This window comes from Streptomyces sp. NPDC088157, assembly GCF_044741545.1.
GTDB lineage: Bacteria > Actinomycetota > Actinomycetes > Streptomycetales > Streptomycetaceae > Streptomyces.
The window spans coordinates 482,704-498,914 of sequence record NZ_JBIUSU010000008.1; the positions used below are offsets into that span (position 1 = coordinate 482,704).

Annotated in this window: 13 protein-coding genes and 1 rRNA gene; 3 read left to right on the forward strand and 11 right to left on the reverse strand. The window is 73.0% G+C overall.

Annotated features, from left to right (window positions below):
* The first annotated feature begins 73 nt into the window (after nt 1-73).
* A complete protein-coding gene (locus ACIPFH_RS31875) occupies nt 74-1,717 on the forward strand; it encodes a PucR family transcriptional regulator (protein WP_401831873.1) in 1,644 nt (547 codons plus the stop codon).
* 3 nt (nt 1,718-1,720) lie between these two features.
* Here ACIPFH_RS31875 and ACIPFH_RS31880 read toward each other — a convergent pair whose 3' ends face one another.
* The 5 genes from ACIPFH_RS31880 to ACIPFH_RS31900 all read right to left on the reverse strand — a co-directional run bounded on the left by ACIPFH_RS31880 (nt 1,721) and on the right by ACIPFH_RS31900 (nt 7,596).
* The gene (locus ACIPFH_RS31880) at nt 1,721-2,848 is read right to left on the reverse strand and encodes a glycosyltransferase family 4 protein (RefSeq protein WP_401831874.1); all 1,128 of its coding nucleotides are present in this window, start codon (nt 2,846-2,848) and stop codon (nt 1,721-1,723) included.
* A gap of 748 nt (nt 2,849-3,596) precedes the next feature.
* Nucleotides 3,597-5,315, reverse strand: coding sequence for a DNA repair protein RecN (recN, locus tag ACIPFH_RS31885; protein WP_401831928.1), 1,719 nt, complete (start codon nt 5,313-5,315; stop codon nt 3,597-3,599).
* A gap of 220 nt (nt 5,316-5,535) precedes the next feature.
* Entirely contained in the window at nt 5,536-6,441 is a 906-nt protein-coding gene (locus ACIPFH_RS31890; RefSeq protein ID WP_314224287.1) for an NAD kinase, read from the reverse strand.
* Nucleotides 6,438-7,253: a TlyA family RNA methyltransferase gene (locus tag ACIPFH_RS31895; protein WP_401831876.1), complete on the reverse strand. Its 816-nt coding sequence runs from the start codon at nt 7,251-7,253 to the stop codon at nt 6,438-6,440. The genes ACIPFH_RS31890 and ACIPFH_RS31895 overlap by 4 nt, the downstream gene beginning before the upstream one ends.
* 55 nt (nt 7,254-7,308) lie before the next feature.
* On the reverse strand, nt 7,309-7,596 hold the full coding sequence (locus ACIPFH_RS31900; protein ID WP_401831879.1) for a hypothetical protein: 288 nt from the start codon (nt 7,594-7,596) through the stop codon (nt 7,309-7,311).
* 42 nt (nt 7,597-7,638) lie between these two features.
* Between ACIPFH_RS31900 and ACIPFH_RS31905 the strand changes: the two genes are divergently transcribed.
* Nucleotides 7,639-7,986 (forward strand): alkyl sulfatase C-terminal domain-containing protein, encoded by a 348-nt coding sequence (locus ACIPFH_RS31905; RefSeq protein ID WP_401831880.1) that lies wholly within the window; start codon nt 7,639-7,641, stop codon nt 7,984-7,986.
* Here ACIPFH_RS31905 and ACIPFH_RS31910 read toward each other — a convergent pair.
* From ACIPFH_RS31910 to ACIPFH_RS31925, 4 genes are all read right to left on the reverse strand, one after another.
* Nucleotides 7,970-8,794, reverse strand: coding sequence for an ABC transporter ATP-binding protein (locus ACIPFH_RS31910; protein WP_401831881.1), 825 nt, complete (start codon nt 8,792-8,794; stop codon nt 7,970-7,972). The two genes, ACIPFH_RS31905 and ACIPFH_RS31910, sit on opposite strands and share 17 nt — an antisense overlap.
* A 52-nt stretch (nt 8,795-8,846) precedes the next feature.
* Nucleotides 8,847-9,908, reverse strand: coding sequence for a FecCD family ABC transporter permease (locus ACIPFH_RS31915; RefSeq protein WP_401831882.1), 1,062 nt, complete (start codon nt 9,906-9,908; stop codon nt 8,847-8,849).
* Complete coding sequence (locus ACIPFH_RS31920) at nt 9,905-10,948, reverse strand: FecCD family ABC transporter permease (RefSeq protein ID WP_401831884.1); 1,044 nt, start codon at nt 10,946-10,948, stop codon at nt 9,905-9,907. The genes ACIPFH_RS31915 and ACIPFH_RS31920 overlap by 4 nt, the downstream gene beginning before the upstream one ends.
* Before the next feature lie 116 nt (nt 10,949-11,064).
* Nucleotides 11,065-12,093 (reverse strand): HAD hydrolase-like protein, encoded by a 1,029-nt coding sequence (locus ACIPFH_RS31925; RefSeq protein ID WP_401831887.1) that lies wholly within the window; start codon nt 12,091-12,093, stop codon nt 11,065-11,067.
* 73 nt (nt 12,094-12,166) lie between these two features.
* Here ACIPFH_RS31925 and ACIPFH_RS31930 point away from each other — a divergent pair, with 73 nt between their 5' ends.
* A complete protein-coding gene (locus ACIPFH_RS31930) occupies nt 12,167-13,450 on the forward strand; it encodes a DUF1015 domain-containing protein (protein ID WP_401831888.1) in 1,284 nt (427 codons plus the stop codon).
* Between the two features lie 78 nt (nt 13,451-13,528).
* Here ACIPFH_RS31930 and ACIPFH_RS31935 read toward each other — a convergent pair whose 3' ends face one another.
* Nucleotides 13,529-14,395 (reverse strand): hypothetical protein, encoded by an 867-nt coding sequence (locus ACIPFH_RS31935; protein WP_401831930.1) that lies wholly within the window; start codon nt 14,393-14,395, stop codon nt 13,529-13,531.
* 1,525 nt (nt 14,396-15,920) lie between these two features.
* Nucleotides 15,921-16,037 (reverse strand): 5S ribosomal RNA (rrf, locus tag ACIPFH_RS31940).
* Between the last annotated feature and the right edge of the window lie 174 nt (nt 16,038-16,211).

Here is a 16,211-nt window from a genome sequence, read left to right on the forward strand (position 1 = left end):
GCTACCCGGCGACGGGCGCCCCATGCCGGCGCGGAGATGTCACCGGCACGTCCGCGCAGGTAGCGTCCGCTGCATGGACAGCCGCGCGGACCACCGATTCGACAGCCGGAGCGCCGGCATCACCGTGCGGCGCGCGCTGGAGCTGCCCGGCCTGCGCAGCGGGCTCCCCGAGATCCTCGCGGGCGCCGACCGGCTGGGGCGCACGGTGCGCTGGGTGCACGCGGGCGAGGTACCGAACATCGCCTCGCTGCTCAAGGGCGGCGAGCTGCTGCTGACCACGGGCTACGGTCTCGGCACCCGTCCGGCCGAGCAGCGGGTGTTCGTCCGCACCCTGGCCGAGCGGGGTATCGCGGCCCTGGTGATCGAGCTGGGCCCGCGCTTCACCCGGCTGCCCGCGGCCCTGGTCGAGACGGCGCGCGCGACCGGGCTTCCCCTCGTCCAACTGCACCGCGAGGTGCCGTTCGTGACGGTCACGGAGGAGATCCACACCGAGATCGTCAACGGCCACTACGCGCTGCTCCAGCAGGCCGAGGAAGTGCACCGGCGCTGTACGGAAGCTCTGCTCGGCGGGGGCGGGATACCGCAGGTCCTCGGCATCCTGGCGGACTTCAGCGGCAACCCCGTCTTCCTGGAGACGACCGAGGGCCAGCTCCTGTACGCGGCCGGGGCCGGCCCCGAGGGCGCGGATCCGCTCCAGGTGTGGGAGGGGCTGCGCGGGCCGCACAAGGACGCGTCGCCGCCCGCCGGCTCGGTGCTGGTGGATGTGCCCGGGGGCGGGCCGGGGGCGGGTTCGGTGCGCGCCCGGCTCGTCCTGCTGCCCGTGCGCGCCCCTCTCGCCCCCGTGCACCGGATCGCCGCCGAGCGGGCGGCCGGGATCCTGGCCGTGGTGCTGATGCAGGCCCGCCAGGAGGAGGAGCTCGCGGCACGCGGCCGGGGCGACTTCCTCACCGACCTCGCCGAGGGCCGGATCGCCGCGGAGGACGCTCCGGCGCAGGCGCGGGTCCTCGGTTTCAAGCCCGGCACCAGTCCCCTGCTCCCGGTCGTCATGCGGCTGGGCGACGGCCTCGCCCCCGGCGGGGGCTGGGCGGTGCTGGCGCGGGCGGTCGCGGAGGAGCTGGCGTCGGTGGGTGTGCCCGTGCTGCTGGGCGTGCGGCCGGTGGAGGGCCGGGTGCCGTTGCTGCTGGGCCTGCGGTCGGAGTCGGAGCGCTCGGCGGTGGCCGACCGGGTCGCGGCGGCGCTGCGGGCCGGGGTGGAGCGGGCCGGGATGCAGCGGCCGGGAGCCCAGCCACCGGTCGTGGTGGTCGGGGTGGCGGGCGGCTGGGCGGCAGCCTCGGCGGGCCTCAGGCACGCGGCGGAGACGGCGACCGCCGCGCAGGGCCTGCCGGACCGCCCCTGGTACGACGCCCGCCGGCTGGACATCGACCTCCTGCTGTGGCGGCTGCGCGACCATCGCGACCTGGCGGCCTTCGTGGACCGCGCGATCGGCCCGGTCCGCGACCACGACCACCGCGCCAAGCCGCCCCTGCTGCCCACTCTGGAGACCTATCTGGCGCACGCGGGCCGCAAGGCGGAGACGGCCCGGGAGCTGCATCTGAACCGCCAGACGCTGTACAACCGCCTCGCCCGCATCGGCGAGTTGCTCGGCACCGACCTCGACGACCCGCAGACGGTCCTGGCGTTGAGCCTGGCGCTGCGGGCGCGGCGGCACGTGCCGTGAGGCTCAGATCAGCGGCTGGGGCTGCGTCAGCTCGTCGTAGACGCTGAGGACCTGGGCGACGGTCTCGTCCTCGGTGGGCCAGCCGGCTGCCTGCCGCGTGCCCAGGTCTCGGAGGGCTTCGGCCCGTGCGGGGTCGTCAAGGAGGCGTACGACGGCTGCGGCGAAGGCCTCGGGGTCGTGCGGCGGGACCAGTTCGGCCGCGTCGCCGACGAGTTCGCGGATGCCGTCGGCGAGGGCCGCGACGAGCGGCACGCGCGCGTGCAGGGCCTCCTGCGCGAGGACCGACCGTGACTCGCCGCCGCCGGGCAGCAGCGCGAGGTCGGCGGCGGCGAGCAGCTCGCTCACGTCGTCCCGTCGCCCGAGAAGCCGGACCGGCAGCTCCTCGTCCTCGATGCGGCGCTGGAGCTCCGCCCGCCGCGGCCCCTCCCCCGCGATCACGACCAGCGGTACGGGGTCCAGCGCGCGCCACACGTGTGCGGCGTCCAGCAGGAGGTCGTGGCCGCGGTGGCGGTCCAGGGAGCCGACGGCCATGAACAACGGGCGTCCCATGGCGCCGAGTTCGGCCCGCAGCTTGGGCGACGGCTGCTCGGACTCCTCGTGGCCCTCGGTCCGGCGGGGCCGGGGCAGCGCCACGGCGGCGAGCCGTGCGTCGCGCGCGCCGGTCCTGCGGGCACGGTCGACGAGATGGGAGGTGGTGCCGAGGACCACGGTCGCCGCCCTCGCGACCCGCCGCTCCAGCAGCCTCAGCAGATGGGCTCGGGCCCCCTCTGCGTGCGCACGGTTGTGCCAGGTGACGATCAGCGGGGTGCGCCGGCCGCTGAGCGCCAGGACGGCGCGGAAGGAGGCGTGCAGTCCGTGCGCGTGGACGAGGTCGGCGTCCGTGCAGGCCGCCCGGAGCACCGCCACGGACCCCGGATCGCTGCTGCGCGGCACATGCACGTGTTCCGCCCCGGCACCCGTGAAGTCGTAGGTGTCATCCGCCTCGACGGGGGCGCACACCGTCACTCGCACGCCCCGCGCGACGAGCCCCGCGGCCAGGGAGCGCACGTGCGCGCTGCTGCCGGCGTTGCCGCCGCCCAGCACCTGCACGGTGCGCAGCGACGACTGGCCGTGCGGTGAGTGGCTGCTCACGTGGCCGGGGCTCCTGGTTCGGCGTCGGACGGTCACGAAGAAACGTACAGAAGGACCGGGCGGAAGGGTGGACCGCTGGCGTTCCTCCACGCACTGCTCCCAAGGATGCCAGCACGTACGGGTGTTCCGTGCCGTCGAGCGCACTGACACCCGGTCACGAGGCACTCTCCATCACTCACACGGGTGAGAGAAGGTGGGGTTCCGTTCGATTACCCGAGTGCCGACCTCGCCGCCTCGGTCATCTCCTCCCCGAACACCGCCGCGGCCACAACGGCGCCGGCGTGCGCGATCAGGCCCGTCCGGCCGTCGCCGGCCACCACCGCCGCCCCGAGCAGCGCGCCGAGCGCGTGGCCTGTCGCCGAGCATCTGCCGCCCGGCCGCGTCCTCCGGCAGGCCGGCCGCGGCGGCCGGGGCCCGCGGGGGCGGCTGCGACCGCCACGGCGGACAGCGGTGGCGAGGCCGGACTGCAGCCCGACCACCCGCCCCGCGTGGTTCCCGCACTACCCGCCTGCCCGCCCTCCGCGTGCCACGGCGAACAGCGCCCCAGAGCGGTGGCAGGACCGGACTGCAGCCCGACCACCCGCCCCGCGTACCGACCCTCCGCGTGCCGCGGCGCGCAGAGCCGCTGTCGTCACCCCCGTCGGCCCGGCCGCCGTCGCGAAGGCCGGGCCGCGCCCCTCCGGATGACCATGCCCTCACCCCCGGGAAGAACCCACGACGCCCCGCGCCGCGCCGTGCCGTGCCGCCGTCACGCGTCCGCGCGCGCCGTGGCCAGCAGCTCCTCCGCGTGCGCACGGGCCGTCTCGGAGTCCTCCTGGCCGGCCAGCATGCGGGACAGTTCCCGGATGCGGTCCTCGCCCTCCAGGACCTTCACACCGGACCGGGTCACCGACCCGTCGTCGGTCTTCTCGACCAGCAGCTGCCGGTCGGCGAACGCGGCCACCTGCGGAAGATGCGTGACGACAACGACCTGAGCGGTCTTGGCGAGCCGGGCGAGGCGTCGGCCGATCTCGACCGCCGCCTTGCCGCCCACCCCCGCGTCGACCTCGTCGAAGAGGTACGTCGGTACGGGGTCCGTGCCCGCGAACACGACCTCGACGGCGAGCATCACACGCGAGAGCTCACCACCGGACGCGCCCTTGGCGATGGGCCGCGGCGGCGCGCCCGGGTGCGGGGCGAGCAGCAGTTCGACCTCGTCCACGCCGGCCGGCCCGTAGGCGACCGGCCGTCCGCCGACCTCGACGCCCTCCGGATCCTCGGTCTGCCGGATCTCGAACGACACACGCGCGTGCGGCATGGCGAGCGAGGCCAGCTCGGCCGTCACGGCGGCGGCGAACCGCTCGGCGGCCTCCGTGCGCGCGTCCGTCAGCGCCTGCGCCAGCCCACCGAGCTCGCTGCGCAGCGCGTCCCGCTCGGCGGTCAGCTCGTCGATGCGCTCGTCGTCGCCGTCCAGCTCGGTGAGCCGGACGGCGCTCCGCTCGGCCCAGGCCAGCACCGAGTTCACGTCCTGCCCGTACTTGCGGGTGAGCGCGGTGAGCGCGGCCCGCCGCTCCTCGACGGCCGACAGCCGCAGCGGATCGGCGTCCAGGTCGTCGGCGTACCCGGCGAGCTCGCCCGCCACATCGCCCAGCAGGATGCCGATCTCCCCGATCCGGTCGGCGAGCGCGGCCAGCGCCGGATCGTGCGACCTGACGGCCTCCAGGGCCCGCTGCGCGCCCGCGACGAGCGTGGTCGCCTCGATGCCCTCGGGGTCCTCCGGATTGCCGGCGAGAGCGGCGTGAGCGGCCGTGGCGGCGGACGACAGCGCCTCCGCGTGCCCGAGCCGCTCGGCCTCCTCCGCCAGCTCGACGTCCTCCCCGGCGCGCGGTTCGACCCCGCCGATCTCGTCGAGCCCGAAGCGCAGCAGGTCGGCCTCCTGGGCCCGCTCACGCGCGCGGGTGACGATCTCGTCCAGCTCGACGGCCACGGCCCGCAGCCGCCGGTAGGCCTCGGTGTACTTGGCGAGCGGCACGGTCACCGCGTCGCCCGCGTACCGGTCGAGCGCCTGCCGCTGCCGGGACAGCTTCAGCAGCCCCTGCTGGTCGGTCTGCCCGTGGACGGCCACCAGCTCGTCGGCGAGCTCGGCGAGCACCCCCATGGGCACACTCCGCCCGCCCACGTGCGCCCGCGACCGCCCCTCCGCGGAAACGGTACGGCTGATGAGCAACGCCCCGTCGTCTAGCTCGGCACCGGCCTCCTCGGCCCGTACCAGCACCGAGGCGTCCGCGGGCAGGGCGATCCGCCCCTCCACGACCGCCTTCTCGGCGCCGATCCGCACGAGCGCGGGATCCGCGCGCCCGCCCAGCAGCAGCCCGAGGCTGGTGACCACCATGGTCTTGCCCGCGCCCGTCTCACCCGTGACAGCGGTGAAGCCTGGCGACAGCTCGACGACCGCGTCGTCGATGACTCCGAGCGACCGTATCCGCATCTCCTCCAACACGGACAAGACCTTACGAGGTCGGGGGGAGGAAGTGCGACGCCCCCCGCCCCCGGAAGGGGAAGCCGCAGGTAGACGAAAGCGGAGAGCCTTCACTTATCACCCAGGCGAGTGGACGTGTCCCAGGGCGCGGGGAACCGCACGGCCGGCGCCGGGCCGGGCCTCCAGCCGCCGCGCGTCCCCCACCGCCCCCTGCCGACAGCGCGAACGGCTACTGCCGGGCCCCCCGCCATCCGGAGACGGGCAGGGCGAACTTCGCCACCAGCCGATCCGTGAACGAAGCGTGATGCAGCCGGGCGAGCCGCACCGGCACCGCCCCCCGCCGCACCTCGACCCGCGCCCCCGCAGGCAGCTCGACGGTCCGCCGCCCGTCGCACCACAGCACGCCCGGCGGGATGTGCGGCAGCACCTCCACCGCGAGCACGGAATCGGGCGAGGTCACCAAGGGCTTGGCGAACAGCGCGTGCGCACTGATCGGCACCATCAGCAACGCCTCGACCTCGGGCCACACCACGGGCCCGCCGGCGGAGAACGCGTAGGCGGTGGAGCCGGTCGGCGTGGACAGCACGATCCCGTCACACCCGAAACCGGTGACCGGCCGCCCGTCGATCTCCAGGACGACTTCGAGCAGCTTCTCCGCGCCCGCCTTCTGCACCGCCGCCTCGTTCAGCGCCCAGTCGGTGTGCACGATGTCCCCGTTGCGATGCACGACGACATCGACGGTCATCCGCTCCTCGACCTCGTACGCCTTGGTCACCACCCGGTCGACGACCTTGTCGAGGTCGTCGCGCTCGGCCTCGGCGAGGAAGCCGACGCTGCCGAGGTTGACGCCGAGCATCGGCACCCCCGAAGCCCGCGCGAACTCCGCGCCACGCAACAGCGTGCCGTCGCCGCCGAGGACGATCAGCAGCTCACACCCCTCCAGGCACTGCGGAGTGGCCTCGGAGACCAGCTCCACCTCCTCCGGCAGGGGCAGGTCGGCGGCCTCGTACTCCAGGACGCGCACCCCGATGCCCTCACGCAGCAGCCCCTTGACGACCAGCTCGGCGCTGCGGATGGCCGCGGGCCGCCCGGTGTGGGCAAGCAGGAAAACAGTACGAGCTCGGTTCTGAGTCAACGCGGCCCCTCCGCAACTGCACGGTCAACGTCGGCCGGGTCGAGGGCGGGCGCCCCGGCCCTGAGCCACAGAAAGTACTCGACATTGCCCGAAGGTCCGGGCAGCGGGCTGGCGGTGACACCCTTCACCCCGAGCCCCAGGTCCCACGCCTTCCCTGCCACACCCCGCACCGCTTCCGCCCGCAGCTGCGGACTCCGTACGACACCCCCGCTGCCGAGCCGTTCCTTCCCCACCTCGAACTGCGGCTTGACCATCATCACCAGGTCCGCGTCCGGCGCGGCGCACCGTGCCAGGGCGGGCAGCACCAGCCCCAGCGGGATGAAGGACAAGTCCCCCACGACAAGATCCACAGGCTCCCCATCGATCGCTTCAAGCGTCAACTCGCGTACGTTCGTACGGTCCTTGACGGTGACGCGTTCATCGCTTCGAAGAGACCACGCGAGTTGTCCGTATCCGACGTCCACGGCGACCACGTGCGCGGCCCCCGCCCGCAGCAGCACATCGGTGAACCCGCCGGTCGACGCGCCGGCGTCCAGCGCCCGCCGCCCCTCCACCACGAGCCCCTGCGGCACGAAGGCGGCCAGCGCGCCGGCCAGCTTGTGGCCGCCCCGGGACACGTAGTCGGGGTCGTCGCCGTCGACGGCCACGACGATCGCGGCCGCCGTCTCGACCTGGGTGGCGGACTTGGTCGCGACGGTCTTTCCGACGCTCACCCGCCCGGCGGCGATCAGCTGGCCGGCGTGCTCACGCGAACGCGCGAGCTTACGGCGGACCAGCTCCGCGTCCAGACGGCGTCGTGCGACTCCTGCCACGTTCGGTTCAGCTCCTATTGCCGTACGCCATTCGAAGGATGTGACCCGAAGGGTCTCATCGAGGTCCGGTGGTCGGGTGACGGGTGGGAACCGGAGGTCCCGGGCGTGCGTCGAGCGCGGTGAGCGCGTCGCGCAGCCCCCCGTGTACATCCTCGTACACCTCGACGTGTCCGTCGGTGGCGAGGTGGTCGGCATCGGCCAGCCGGTCCAGCAGTCCGTCCACCTCGGCGTTGCCGGTGGGGGTCCGGGGGACGTCCAACGGGGCGGGAGCGGCGGGATCGTGCTCCTGCTCCGCATGCACGGTCTCCGGCGTGGTCCCCGCCTCCGGCACTGTGTCGCTCATGCCCAGACGGTACTCCGAACGTCTGGGGTACCGTCGGTCGCGATGGCCACGACCGAGGAGTGCCGCGCCGCACTCGAGAAGCTCTCCGACAGCATGGGCGACGCCGAGGGGGACGTCCGTACGGCCGCGGCCCTGGACAGATCGGTGAGCTGCCGGATCACCGACCTGGACATCACGTTCGTCGGCCGGATGACGGACGGCCGGATCGTCGTGCACGACACCCTTCAGGGGCCTCCGGTCGAGAAGGCCCAGATCAGGCTGACCATGACCGGCGACGACCTGGTCGCGCTCGTCGCCGGCGAGCTGAACTTCGCCAAGGCCTGGGGCTCGGGGCGGGTGAAGCTCGAGGCGGGCCTGCGCGATCTGTTCCAGCTCAGGAAACTTCTGTAGCGACCGCCCGCTCGGCCCGCACGCGGGCCTTCCGGGCAGCCGGCACCACCAGTGGTGTCCCCGTCTCCGGATCGTCGATGACCTGGCAGCGCAGCCCGAAGACCTCCTCCACCAGCCCGGCCGTGACGATGTCGTTCGGCGCGCCCTGCGCGATGACCTCGCCGCCCTTCAGCGCGATCAGATGGGTGGCGTACCGGGCCGCGTGGTTGAGGTCGTGCAGTACGGCGACGAGCGTGCGCCCCTGTTCCTCGTGCAGCCGCGCGCACAGGTCCAGCACGTCGATCTGGTGCTGGATGTCGAGGTAGGTCGTCGGCTCGTCGAGCAGCAGCAGCGGTGTCTGCTGGGCGAGGGCCATCGCGATCCACACGCGCTGGCGCTGCCCGCCCGACAGCTCGTCGACATAGCGGTCGGCGAGCTCGGCGACCCCGGTCTGCGCCATGGACTCCTGCACGACCCGCTCGTCGTCGACCGACCACTGGCGCAGGATGCCCTGGTGCGGGTAGCGGCCGCGGCCGACGAGGTCGGCGACGGTGATCCCGTCGGGCGCGATCGACGACTGCGGCAGCAGCCCCAGCGTCCGCGCGACCTTCTTCGCGGGCATCGACTGGATGACCTGCCCGTCGAGCAGCACCCGGCCCCGGCTCGGCTTCAGCATCCGCGACAGCGCCCGCAGCAGCGTCGACTTGCCGCAGGCGTTCGGGCCGACGATCACCGTGAAGGAGTTGTCCGGTATCTCCACCGACAGCTGTTCGGCGATGATCCGCTGGTCATAGGCGAGGGTGACGTTCTCGGCGGACAGGCGGTTCACGGTGCTCCTTCGGTAGTTCCGGTCGGACCGGCGGCTGTTGTCGTCGACCGCGTCATATCCGGCCCGCCCTGCGCTCCGTGACGAGGAGCCACAGCAGGTACACCCCGCCCAGCACACCGGTGACCACGCCCACGGGCAGCTGGCCGTCACCGAAGAGCCGTTGGGAGGCCCAGTCGGCGGTGACCAGCAGGGCGGCGCCCATGCACAGGGAGGGCACGAGGTTGGGACCGGGCGAACGGGTCAGGCGCCGCGCGAGCTGCGGCGCGGTGAGCGCCACGAAGCCGACGGGCCCCGCTGCGGCGGTTGCGGCCGCGGTGAGCAGCACGGCGGAGACCATCAGCAGCAGCCGGACGCGCTCCACGCGCACCCCCAGCGCGTGGGAGACGTCGTCGCCCATCTCCATCATCCGCAGCCCGCGCGCGTTGGCGAGCACGAGCGGCACGAGCACACCCGCCAGCCCGAGCAGCGGCCAGACCTGCTTCCAGTCACGGCCGTCGAGGGTGCCGGTCATCCACACGAGCGCGCGGGCCGCGTCGACGAAGTCGGCCTTGGTCATCAGGTAGCCGTTGACCGCGGTCGCGATCGCCGAGATGCCGATGCCGACGAGCACCAGCCGGTACCCGTGGACCCCCCGCTTCCACGCCAGCAGGTAGATGAGGGCCCCGGTCACCAGACCGCCCACCAGCGCGCCGACGGTCACCTGGGCGGCGCTCCCGGAGAACAGCACGATCATCACGAGCGCGCCGGCCGTGGCGCCCTGCCCGAGCCCCAGCACGTCCGGGCTGCCCAGCGGGTTGCGCGACACGGCCTGGAACAGCGCCCCGCCGAGCCCCAGCGAGGCCCCGACGAGCAGGCCCACGAGAACCCGCGGCAGCCGCAGTTCGTTGACGATGAACTCCTGGCCGGCGTTGCCGTCGCCGAGCAGCGTCCTCACGACGTCTCCGGCCGGGATCGGGAAGTCGCCGGTTCCGATCAGCACCACACTCGCGGCGAGCGCGGCGACCACCAGCAGGACGACGACGATCAGCGCCCGCGGCTGCAGCCGGACGGAGAACCCACCCGGGGTGCGCAGCGCCCGAGGGCGGCCGTGGGGAATCTTCCGCGCGGTCTTCACAGCTGGGCCGTCCTCCGCCGTCGTACGAGAAAGATGAAGACCGGCCCGCCGATGATCGCGGTGATGATGCCGACCTGGACCTCCGAGGGGCGGGCGACGACCCGGCCGATGACGTCGGAGCCGAGCAGCAGCACCGGCGACAGGACGGCCGCGTACGGCATGATCCAGCGCAGGTCGGGGCCGGTGAACGAGCGGACGATGTGCGGGACCATCAGCCCGACGAACACGATCGGCCCGCAGGCGGCGGTCGCGGCACCGCACAGCACGGTCGCGGCCAGCATCGACAGCGCCCGCGTGCGGTTGAGGTCGGCGCCGAGCGCCTTGGCGGTGTCGTCGCCCATCGCCACGGCGTTCAGCGGCCGGGCGAGGACGAACGCGAGCAGGGTGCCGACGACCAGGAAGGGCAGCACCTGCCGGATGGTCTCGTCGGTCGCCGAGGACAGCGAACCGACCGTCCAGAACCGCATCCTGGCGAGCGCCGCGTCATCCATGATCATCACGGCCTGGAGATAGCCGTAGAGCGCGGCGCTGATCGCCGTGCCGGCGAGCGCGAGCCGCACCGGCGTGGCCCCGCGGCTGCCGCCGAGGAACCAGACGAGCGCACCGACGGCGGCCGCCCCGAAGAAGGCGAACCACACATAGCCGGTCAGGCTCGTGACGCCGAAATAGCTGATGGCGGTGACGACGGCCGCCGAGGCTCCCGCGTTGATGCCGAGCAGCCCGGGGTCGGCCAGCGGATTGCGCGTCAGCGCCTGGAGCACCGCGCCGGACAGACCGAGCGCGGCCCCGACCAGCAGCCCGAGCACGGTCCGCGACAACCGCTCGTCGACCACGACGTCCGCGTACGTCCCCGAGTCCTCGAACAGCCCGTGCAGGACCTGCCCGACGGACAACTCCTTGGCGCCGATGGCGATGCTCGCCACCGCCACCAGCAGCAGGACCGCTACGGCGGCGAGCAGTCCGACGGAACGTATCGCCCGGCGTTTCGGAGGCGCGGGGGCGGTCTCCGCGCGCTGTTCGGGAACACTGTCGACCAACACCCGGTTAGGTTAGCCTACCCTGCCAACGCGCCTGGATCCCTGGTCACGGTCAGTGCCCGGATTCACAGCATCAACGCATCACGGTTTCACCGGCCGTTCCTCTTCCGGCCGGCGATTCACAACCCCAGCCGCGCCAGCGCCTTCCCTCCGTCCAGCTCACAGGTCCCCTCACCGGCCGCCGTCCAGGCCGCCGCGCACAACGCCCGCAGCCCGTCCAGGGCTTCGCCCTCCCCTGCCAGTTCCAGACTCTCGGCACCCGCACGCGCCGTCCACCCACCGCACCGGAAACCGTCACCGTCCACGGTGACCTCCGGCTGGCCGGTGAGCATCCCCCGCAGATCGGCGTCGACGTACGTCGGCCGGTGCCGCGGCGGCGCGGCGAGCAACTGCGGCCCGTCGGTGACACCGGTGAGGACCAGCAGCGAGTCGACCTCACCGTTGAACGCCCCCTCGATGTCCGTGTCCAGCCGGTCCCCGACGACCAACGGCCGCTCGGCGCCGGTCCGCAGGATCGTCTCGCGGTGCATGGGAGGCAACGGCTTGCCCGCGACCTGCGGCTCGGCACCGGTCGCGATCCGCACGACCTCCACCGCCGCGCCGTTGCCCGGCGCGATGCCACGCCCGCTGGGAATCGTCAGGTCGGTGTTGGACGCGAACCACGGCACCCCGCGCGCGACGGCGTACGAAGCCTCCGCGAACCGCCCCCACGCCAGATCGGGACCGCCGAACCCCTGCACCACCGCCGCCGGATCGTCGTCCGCCGACTCCACCGGCTCGAGCCCGCGTTCGCGCAGCGCGACCCGCAGCCCTTCCCCGCCGATCACCAGCACCCGCGCCCCCGCCGGCACCTGCTCACTGATCAGCCGCGCGACCGCCTGCGCCGAGGTGATGACATCGTCGGCGCCCGTCGGTATCCCCAGCTCCGTGAGATGACCGGCCACCGCGTCCGGCGTCCGCAGCGCGTTGTTGGTGACGTACGCCAGATGCATCCCGCCCGCTCGCGCGGTGGCCAGCGACTCGACGGCGTACGCGATCGCGTTGCCTCCCGCGTACACCACCCCGTCCAGGTCGAGCAGCGCCGTGTCGTACGCCTCGCTCAGGGCCTGCCCACTGGCCTCGGGCCTCGTCCTGACGCTCCGGCTCATTGCACATCGCTCCTCGTTCGCTCCGCTTTCCCCCGATCATCCCGCATGCCACCGACAGACGTACGATGCCCGGATGAACTCAGCAGGTCACTCGGAAGCAACGGCGCCCCGAGGCCTGGAACTCACCCCGTTCCGAGGCCTGCGCTACGACCCCGACCGGGTCGGCAGTCTCGCCGCCGTCACCTCCCCGCCGTACGACGTCGTGGTCCGCCCCGACGGCCTGCACCACCTCCAGGACGCGGATCCGCACAACATCGTCCGCCTGATCCTCCCCCAGGCCACCACCCCCGCCGCGCGCAACGAACAGGCCGCCGACACCCTGCGCCGCTGGCTGTCCGAGGGCGTCCTGACCACCGACCCCGAGCCCGCCCTGTACGTCTACGAGCAGCGGCACGCGGACGGCATGCTCCAGCGCGGCCTGATCGGCACCCTGCGCGTCTCCGAGCCGTCGGAAGGAATCGTCCTTCCGCACGAGGACGTGATGCCGCACATCGTCGCGGACCGCGCGGCCCTGATGCGCGCCACGCACGCGAACCTCGAACCCCTCCTCCTCACCTACCGCGGCGACGGCACGACGGCCGAGATCCTGGACCGCGCGGCGGAACGCCCGCCGCTCCTGTCCACCACCACCGAGGACGGCTACGGCCACCGCCTCTGGGCGATCACCGACCCCGCCGAAACGGCCCGCGTCCAGTCGGACCTCGCCCAGCACCAGGCCCTCATCGCCGACGGCCACCACCGCTGGGCGACGTACCTGCGCCTACGCGCGGAACACCCCTCCCCCAGCCCCTGGGACCACGGCCTGGTCCTCCTGGTCGACACCGCCCGGTACCCCCTGCGCGTCCGCGCCATCCACCGGCTCCTGCACGGCCTGCCGGTCGCCGAGGCCCTGGCCGCGCTCGACGGCCGGTTCCGCGTCCAGCGCCTGGATGCCGCCCTCCCGGACGCCCTCGTCGCCCTGGCGGACGCGGCCTGTCCGGGCAACGCGTTCCTTCTGGCGGGCGACGGCGCCTTCCACCTCGTCGACCGACCGGACCCGGCGCTCCTCGACCGCACGATCCCCGCCGACCTCCCGGAGGCCTGGCGCACCCTGGACGCGACGGTCCTGCACGCCACGCTCCTCGACCACGTCTGGCACATCCCCGAGGACGACCCCACCCGCATCGCCTACATCCACGACACGGCCGCGACGGTACGCAAGGCGGAACGCGACGGCGGCACGGCGGTCCTGCTGCACCCCGTCCGCGAGGAGGTCGTGCGCGATCTCGCCCGCCAGGGCGTCACGATGCCCCGCAAGTCGACGTCGTTCGGCCCGAAGCCCGCATCGGGCCTGGTCCTGCGCGCCCTCGACCTCTGAAGGCCGCGCCCCGAACGCAGAAAGGGGCGGGACCCGGTGGTACCGGATCCCGCCCCTCGCCGCTGCTACCGGCCTACGTCAGTCCTCGTCACGATCGGCCACATCGTGCCCGGCCTCGTCGTCGGCCGGTCCCTCGACCGCGTCCGCCGCCTTCTCGACGACGACCCCCTCGGACTCGGTCCCGTTCTCCGACTCCGTCCCGTTCTCGGTCTCGGTCTCGGTCTCGGTCTCGGTCTCGGTCTCGGTCTCGGTCTCGGTCTCGGTCTCGACGAGGGCGTCGACGAAGTCGACCCCGTCCAACTCGGCAAGCCGGTCGGAGGCGTCCGTGCTGCCGTCCCGGTCGGCCTCCAGGGCCTTGGCGAACCACTCGCGCGCCTCGCCCTCACGGCCGGCGGCGAGCAGCGCGTCGGCGTACGCGTACCGCAGCCGCGCCGTCCACGGCTGGACGGAACCGGCGGCGAGCTCGGGGCTCTGCAACGTGACGATGGCCGCGTCCAGTTGCCCCATGTCGCGCCGAGCGCCCGCGGCGACGAGCCGCATCTCCACCTGGCCGGCCTTGTCGAGCTTGTTCACCTCGGGAGCACCGGCCATGTCGAGCGCCTTCTCCGGCCGCCCGAGCCCACGCTCGCAGTCGGCCATGACGGGCCACAGCTCGACACCCCCGCTCATCCGCCGCGCGGCACGGAACTCGGCGAGCGCCTCGCTGTACTTCTGGTTGGCGTACGCGGCGAACCCGCCCGCCTCCCGCACGGCGGCGACACGCGAAGCGAGCCGCAGGGCCACCTTGGAGTACCCATAGGCACCCTCGGGGTCCTCGTCGATCAGCCGGGCGACCATCACCAGGTTCTTGGCGACATCCTCGGCGAGCGTCTTGGGCAGGCTCTGGAGCTCCTGCCGAACGTCCTTGTCGATCTCCTCACCGGTGACGTCCTCCGGAATCGGCAGCCGCTTGATCGGCTCACGGTCCCGCTCCCGCTCATCACGGAATCGGGATCCGCCACCACGCCGGTCGTCCCGCCCGTCACGGCCCCCGAACCCACCGGGCCGTCCACCACGGTCGTCCCGACGGGGACCACGGGCGCCCCGGTCGTCACGGCGGTCGTCCCGGCGGAACGGGGGCCGCTCGCCCCGGTTGTCGTCACGTCGGCCGAAACCACGATCGTCACCGCGGTCGTCCCGACGGAAGGGGGGACGCTCGCCCCGGTCATCCCGACGGTCGTCGCGCCGGTCGTCCCGACGGAACGGAGGCCGCTCACCACGGTCGTCACGGCGGAAGGGGGGCCGCTCGCCCCGGTCGTCACGGCGGAACGGGGGACGCTCGCCCCGGTCGTCACGGCGCGGCGCGCGGTCGTCGCGCTGGAACGCCGGACGGGAACCGCGGTCACCTTCACGACGGTCATCACGGCGAGCGAACCCACCACGGTCACCGGACCCACCACGGTCACCGGACCCACCGCGGTCGTCATCACGCCGGAAGCCACCACGGTTGTCGTCGCGCCGGTCGTCCCGACGGAACGGAGGCCGCTCACCACGGTCGTCACGGCGGAAGGGGGGCCGCTCGCCCCGGTCGTCACGGCGGAACGGGGGACGCTCGCCCCGGTCATCACGCCGCGGACCACGGTCGCCCCGGTCGTCACGGCGCGGCGCGCGGTCGTCGCGCTGGAACGCCGGACGGGAACCGCGGTCACCTTCACGACGGTCATCACGGCGAGCGAACCCACCACGGTCACCGGACCCACCGCGGCTGTCATCACGCCGGAAGCCACCACGGTTGTCATCGCGCCGGTCATCCCGACGGTCGTCGCGCCGGTCGTCACGGCGGAAGGGAGGCCGCTCGCCCCGGTCGTCACGGCGGAACGCGGGGCGCTCGCCCCGGTCATCACGCCGCGGACCACGGTCGCCCCGGTCGTCACGGCGCGGCGCGCGGTCGTCGCGGTCGTCACGGCGCGGCGCGCGGTCGTCACGCTGGAACGCCGGACGGGAACCGCGGTCACCTTCACGACGGTCATCACGGCGAGCGAACCCACCACGGTCACCGGACCCACCGCGGCTGTCATCACGCCGGAAGCCACCACGGTTGTCATCGCGCCGGTCATCCCGCCGGTCGTCACGGCGGAACGGAGGCCGCTCACCACGGTCGTCACGGCGGAAGGGAGGCCGCTCACCACGATCAGCACTGCCGCGGTCATCGCGACGATCATCGCGCCGGCCAACACCACCACGGTCGTTGTCGCGGCGGAAGCCGCCACGGTCACCACGGTCGCCGCCGCGGTTGTCACGGTCCCCACCATTGTCCCGTCGCCGCTGGTCGCGCTCCGGTCGGTCGTCGGGAGAGTTGGTGGACATCGGTAACTCCTGTCTTCGGTACCACAAAACATTCTCGCGCACCCGGGTACCCGGCGCGCTCCGGAAAAACAAAAGGACCCCTGGCCCCAGCTGAACGCTGGGACCAGGGGTCCTTCCAAAGATTGTTCGGCGGTGTCCTACTCTCCCACAGGGTCCCCCCTGCAGTACCATCGGCGCTGTAAGGCTTAGCTTCCGGGTTCGAAATGTAACCGGGCGTTTCCCTCACGCTATGACCACCGAAACCCTAATGGTTTCGAGCGAACAAGCACACTTTTTACTTGTTTTCAGCTCTAGCCGGCAACAGTCGTTGCCTCAGAACTAACACAGTGGACGCGAGCAACTGAGGACAAGCCCTCGGCCTATTAGTACCAGTCAGCTTCACCCATTACTGGGCTTCCACATCCGGCCTATCAAC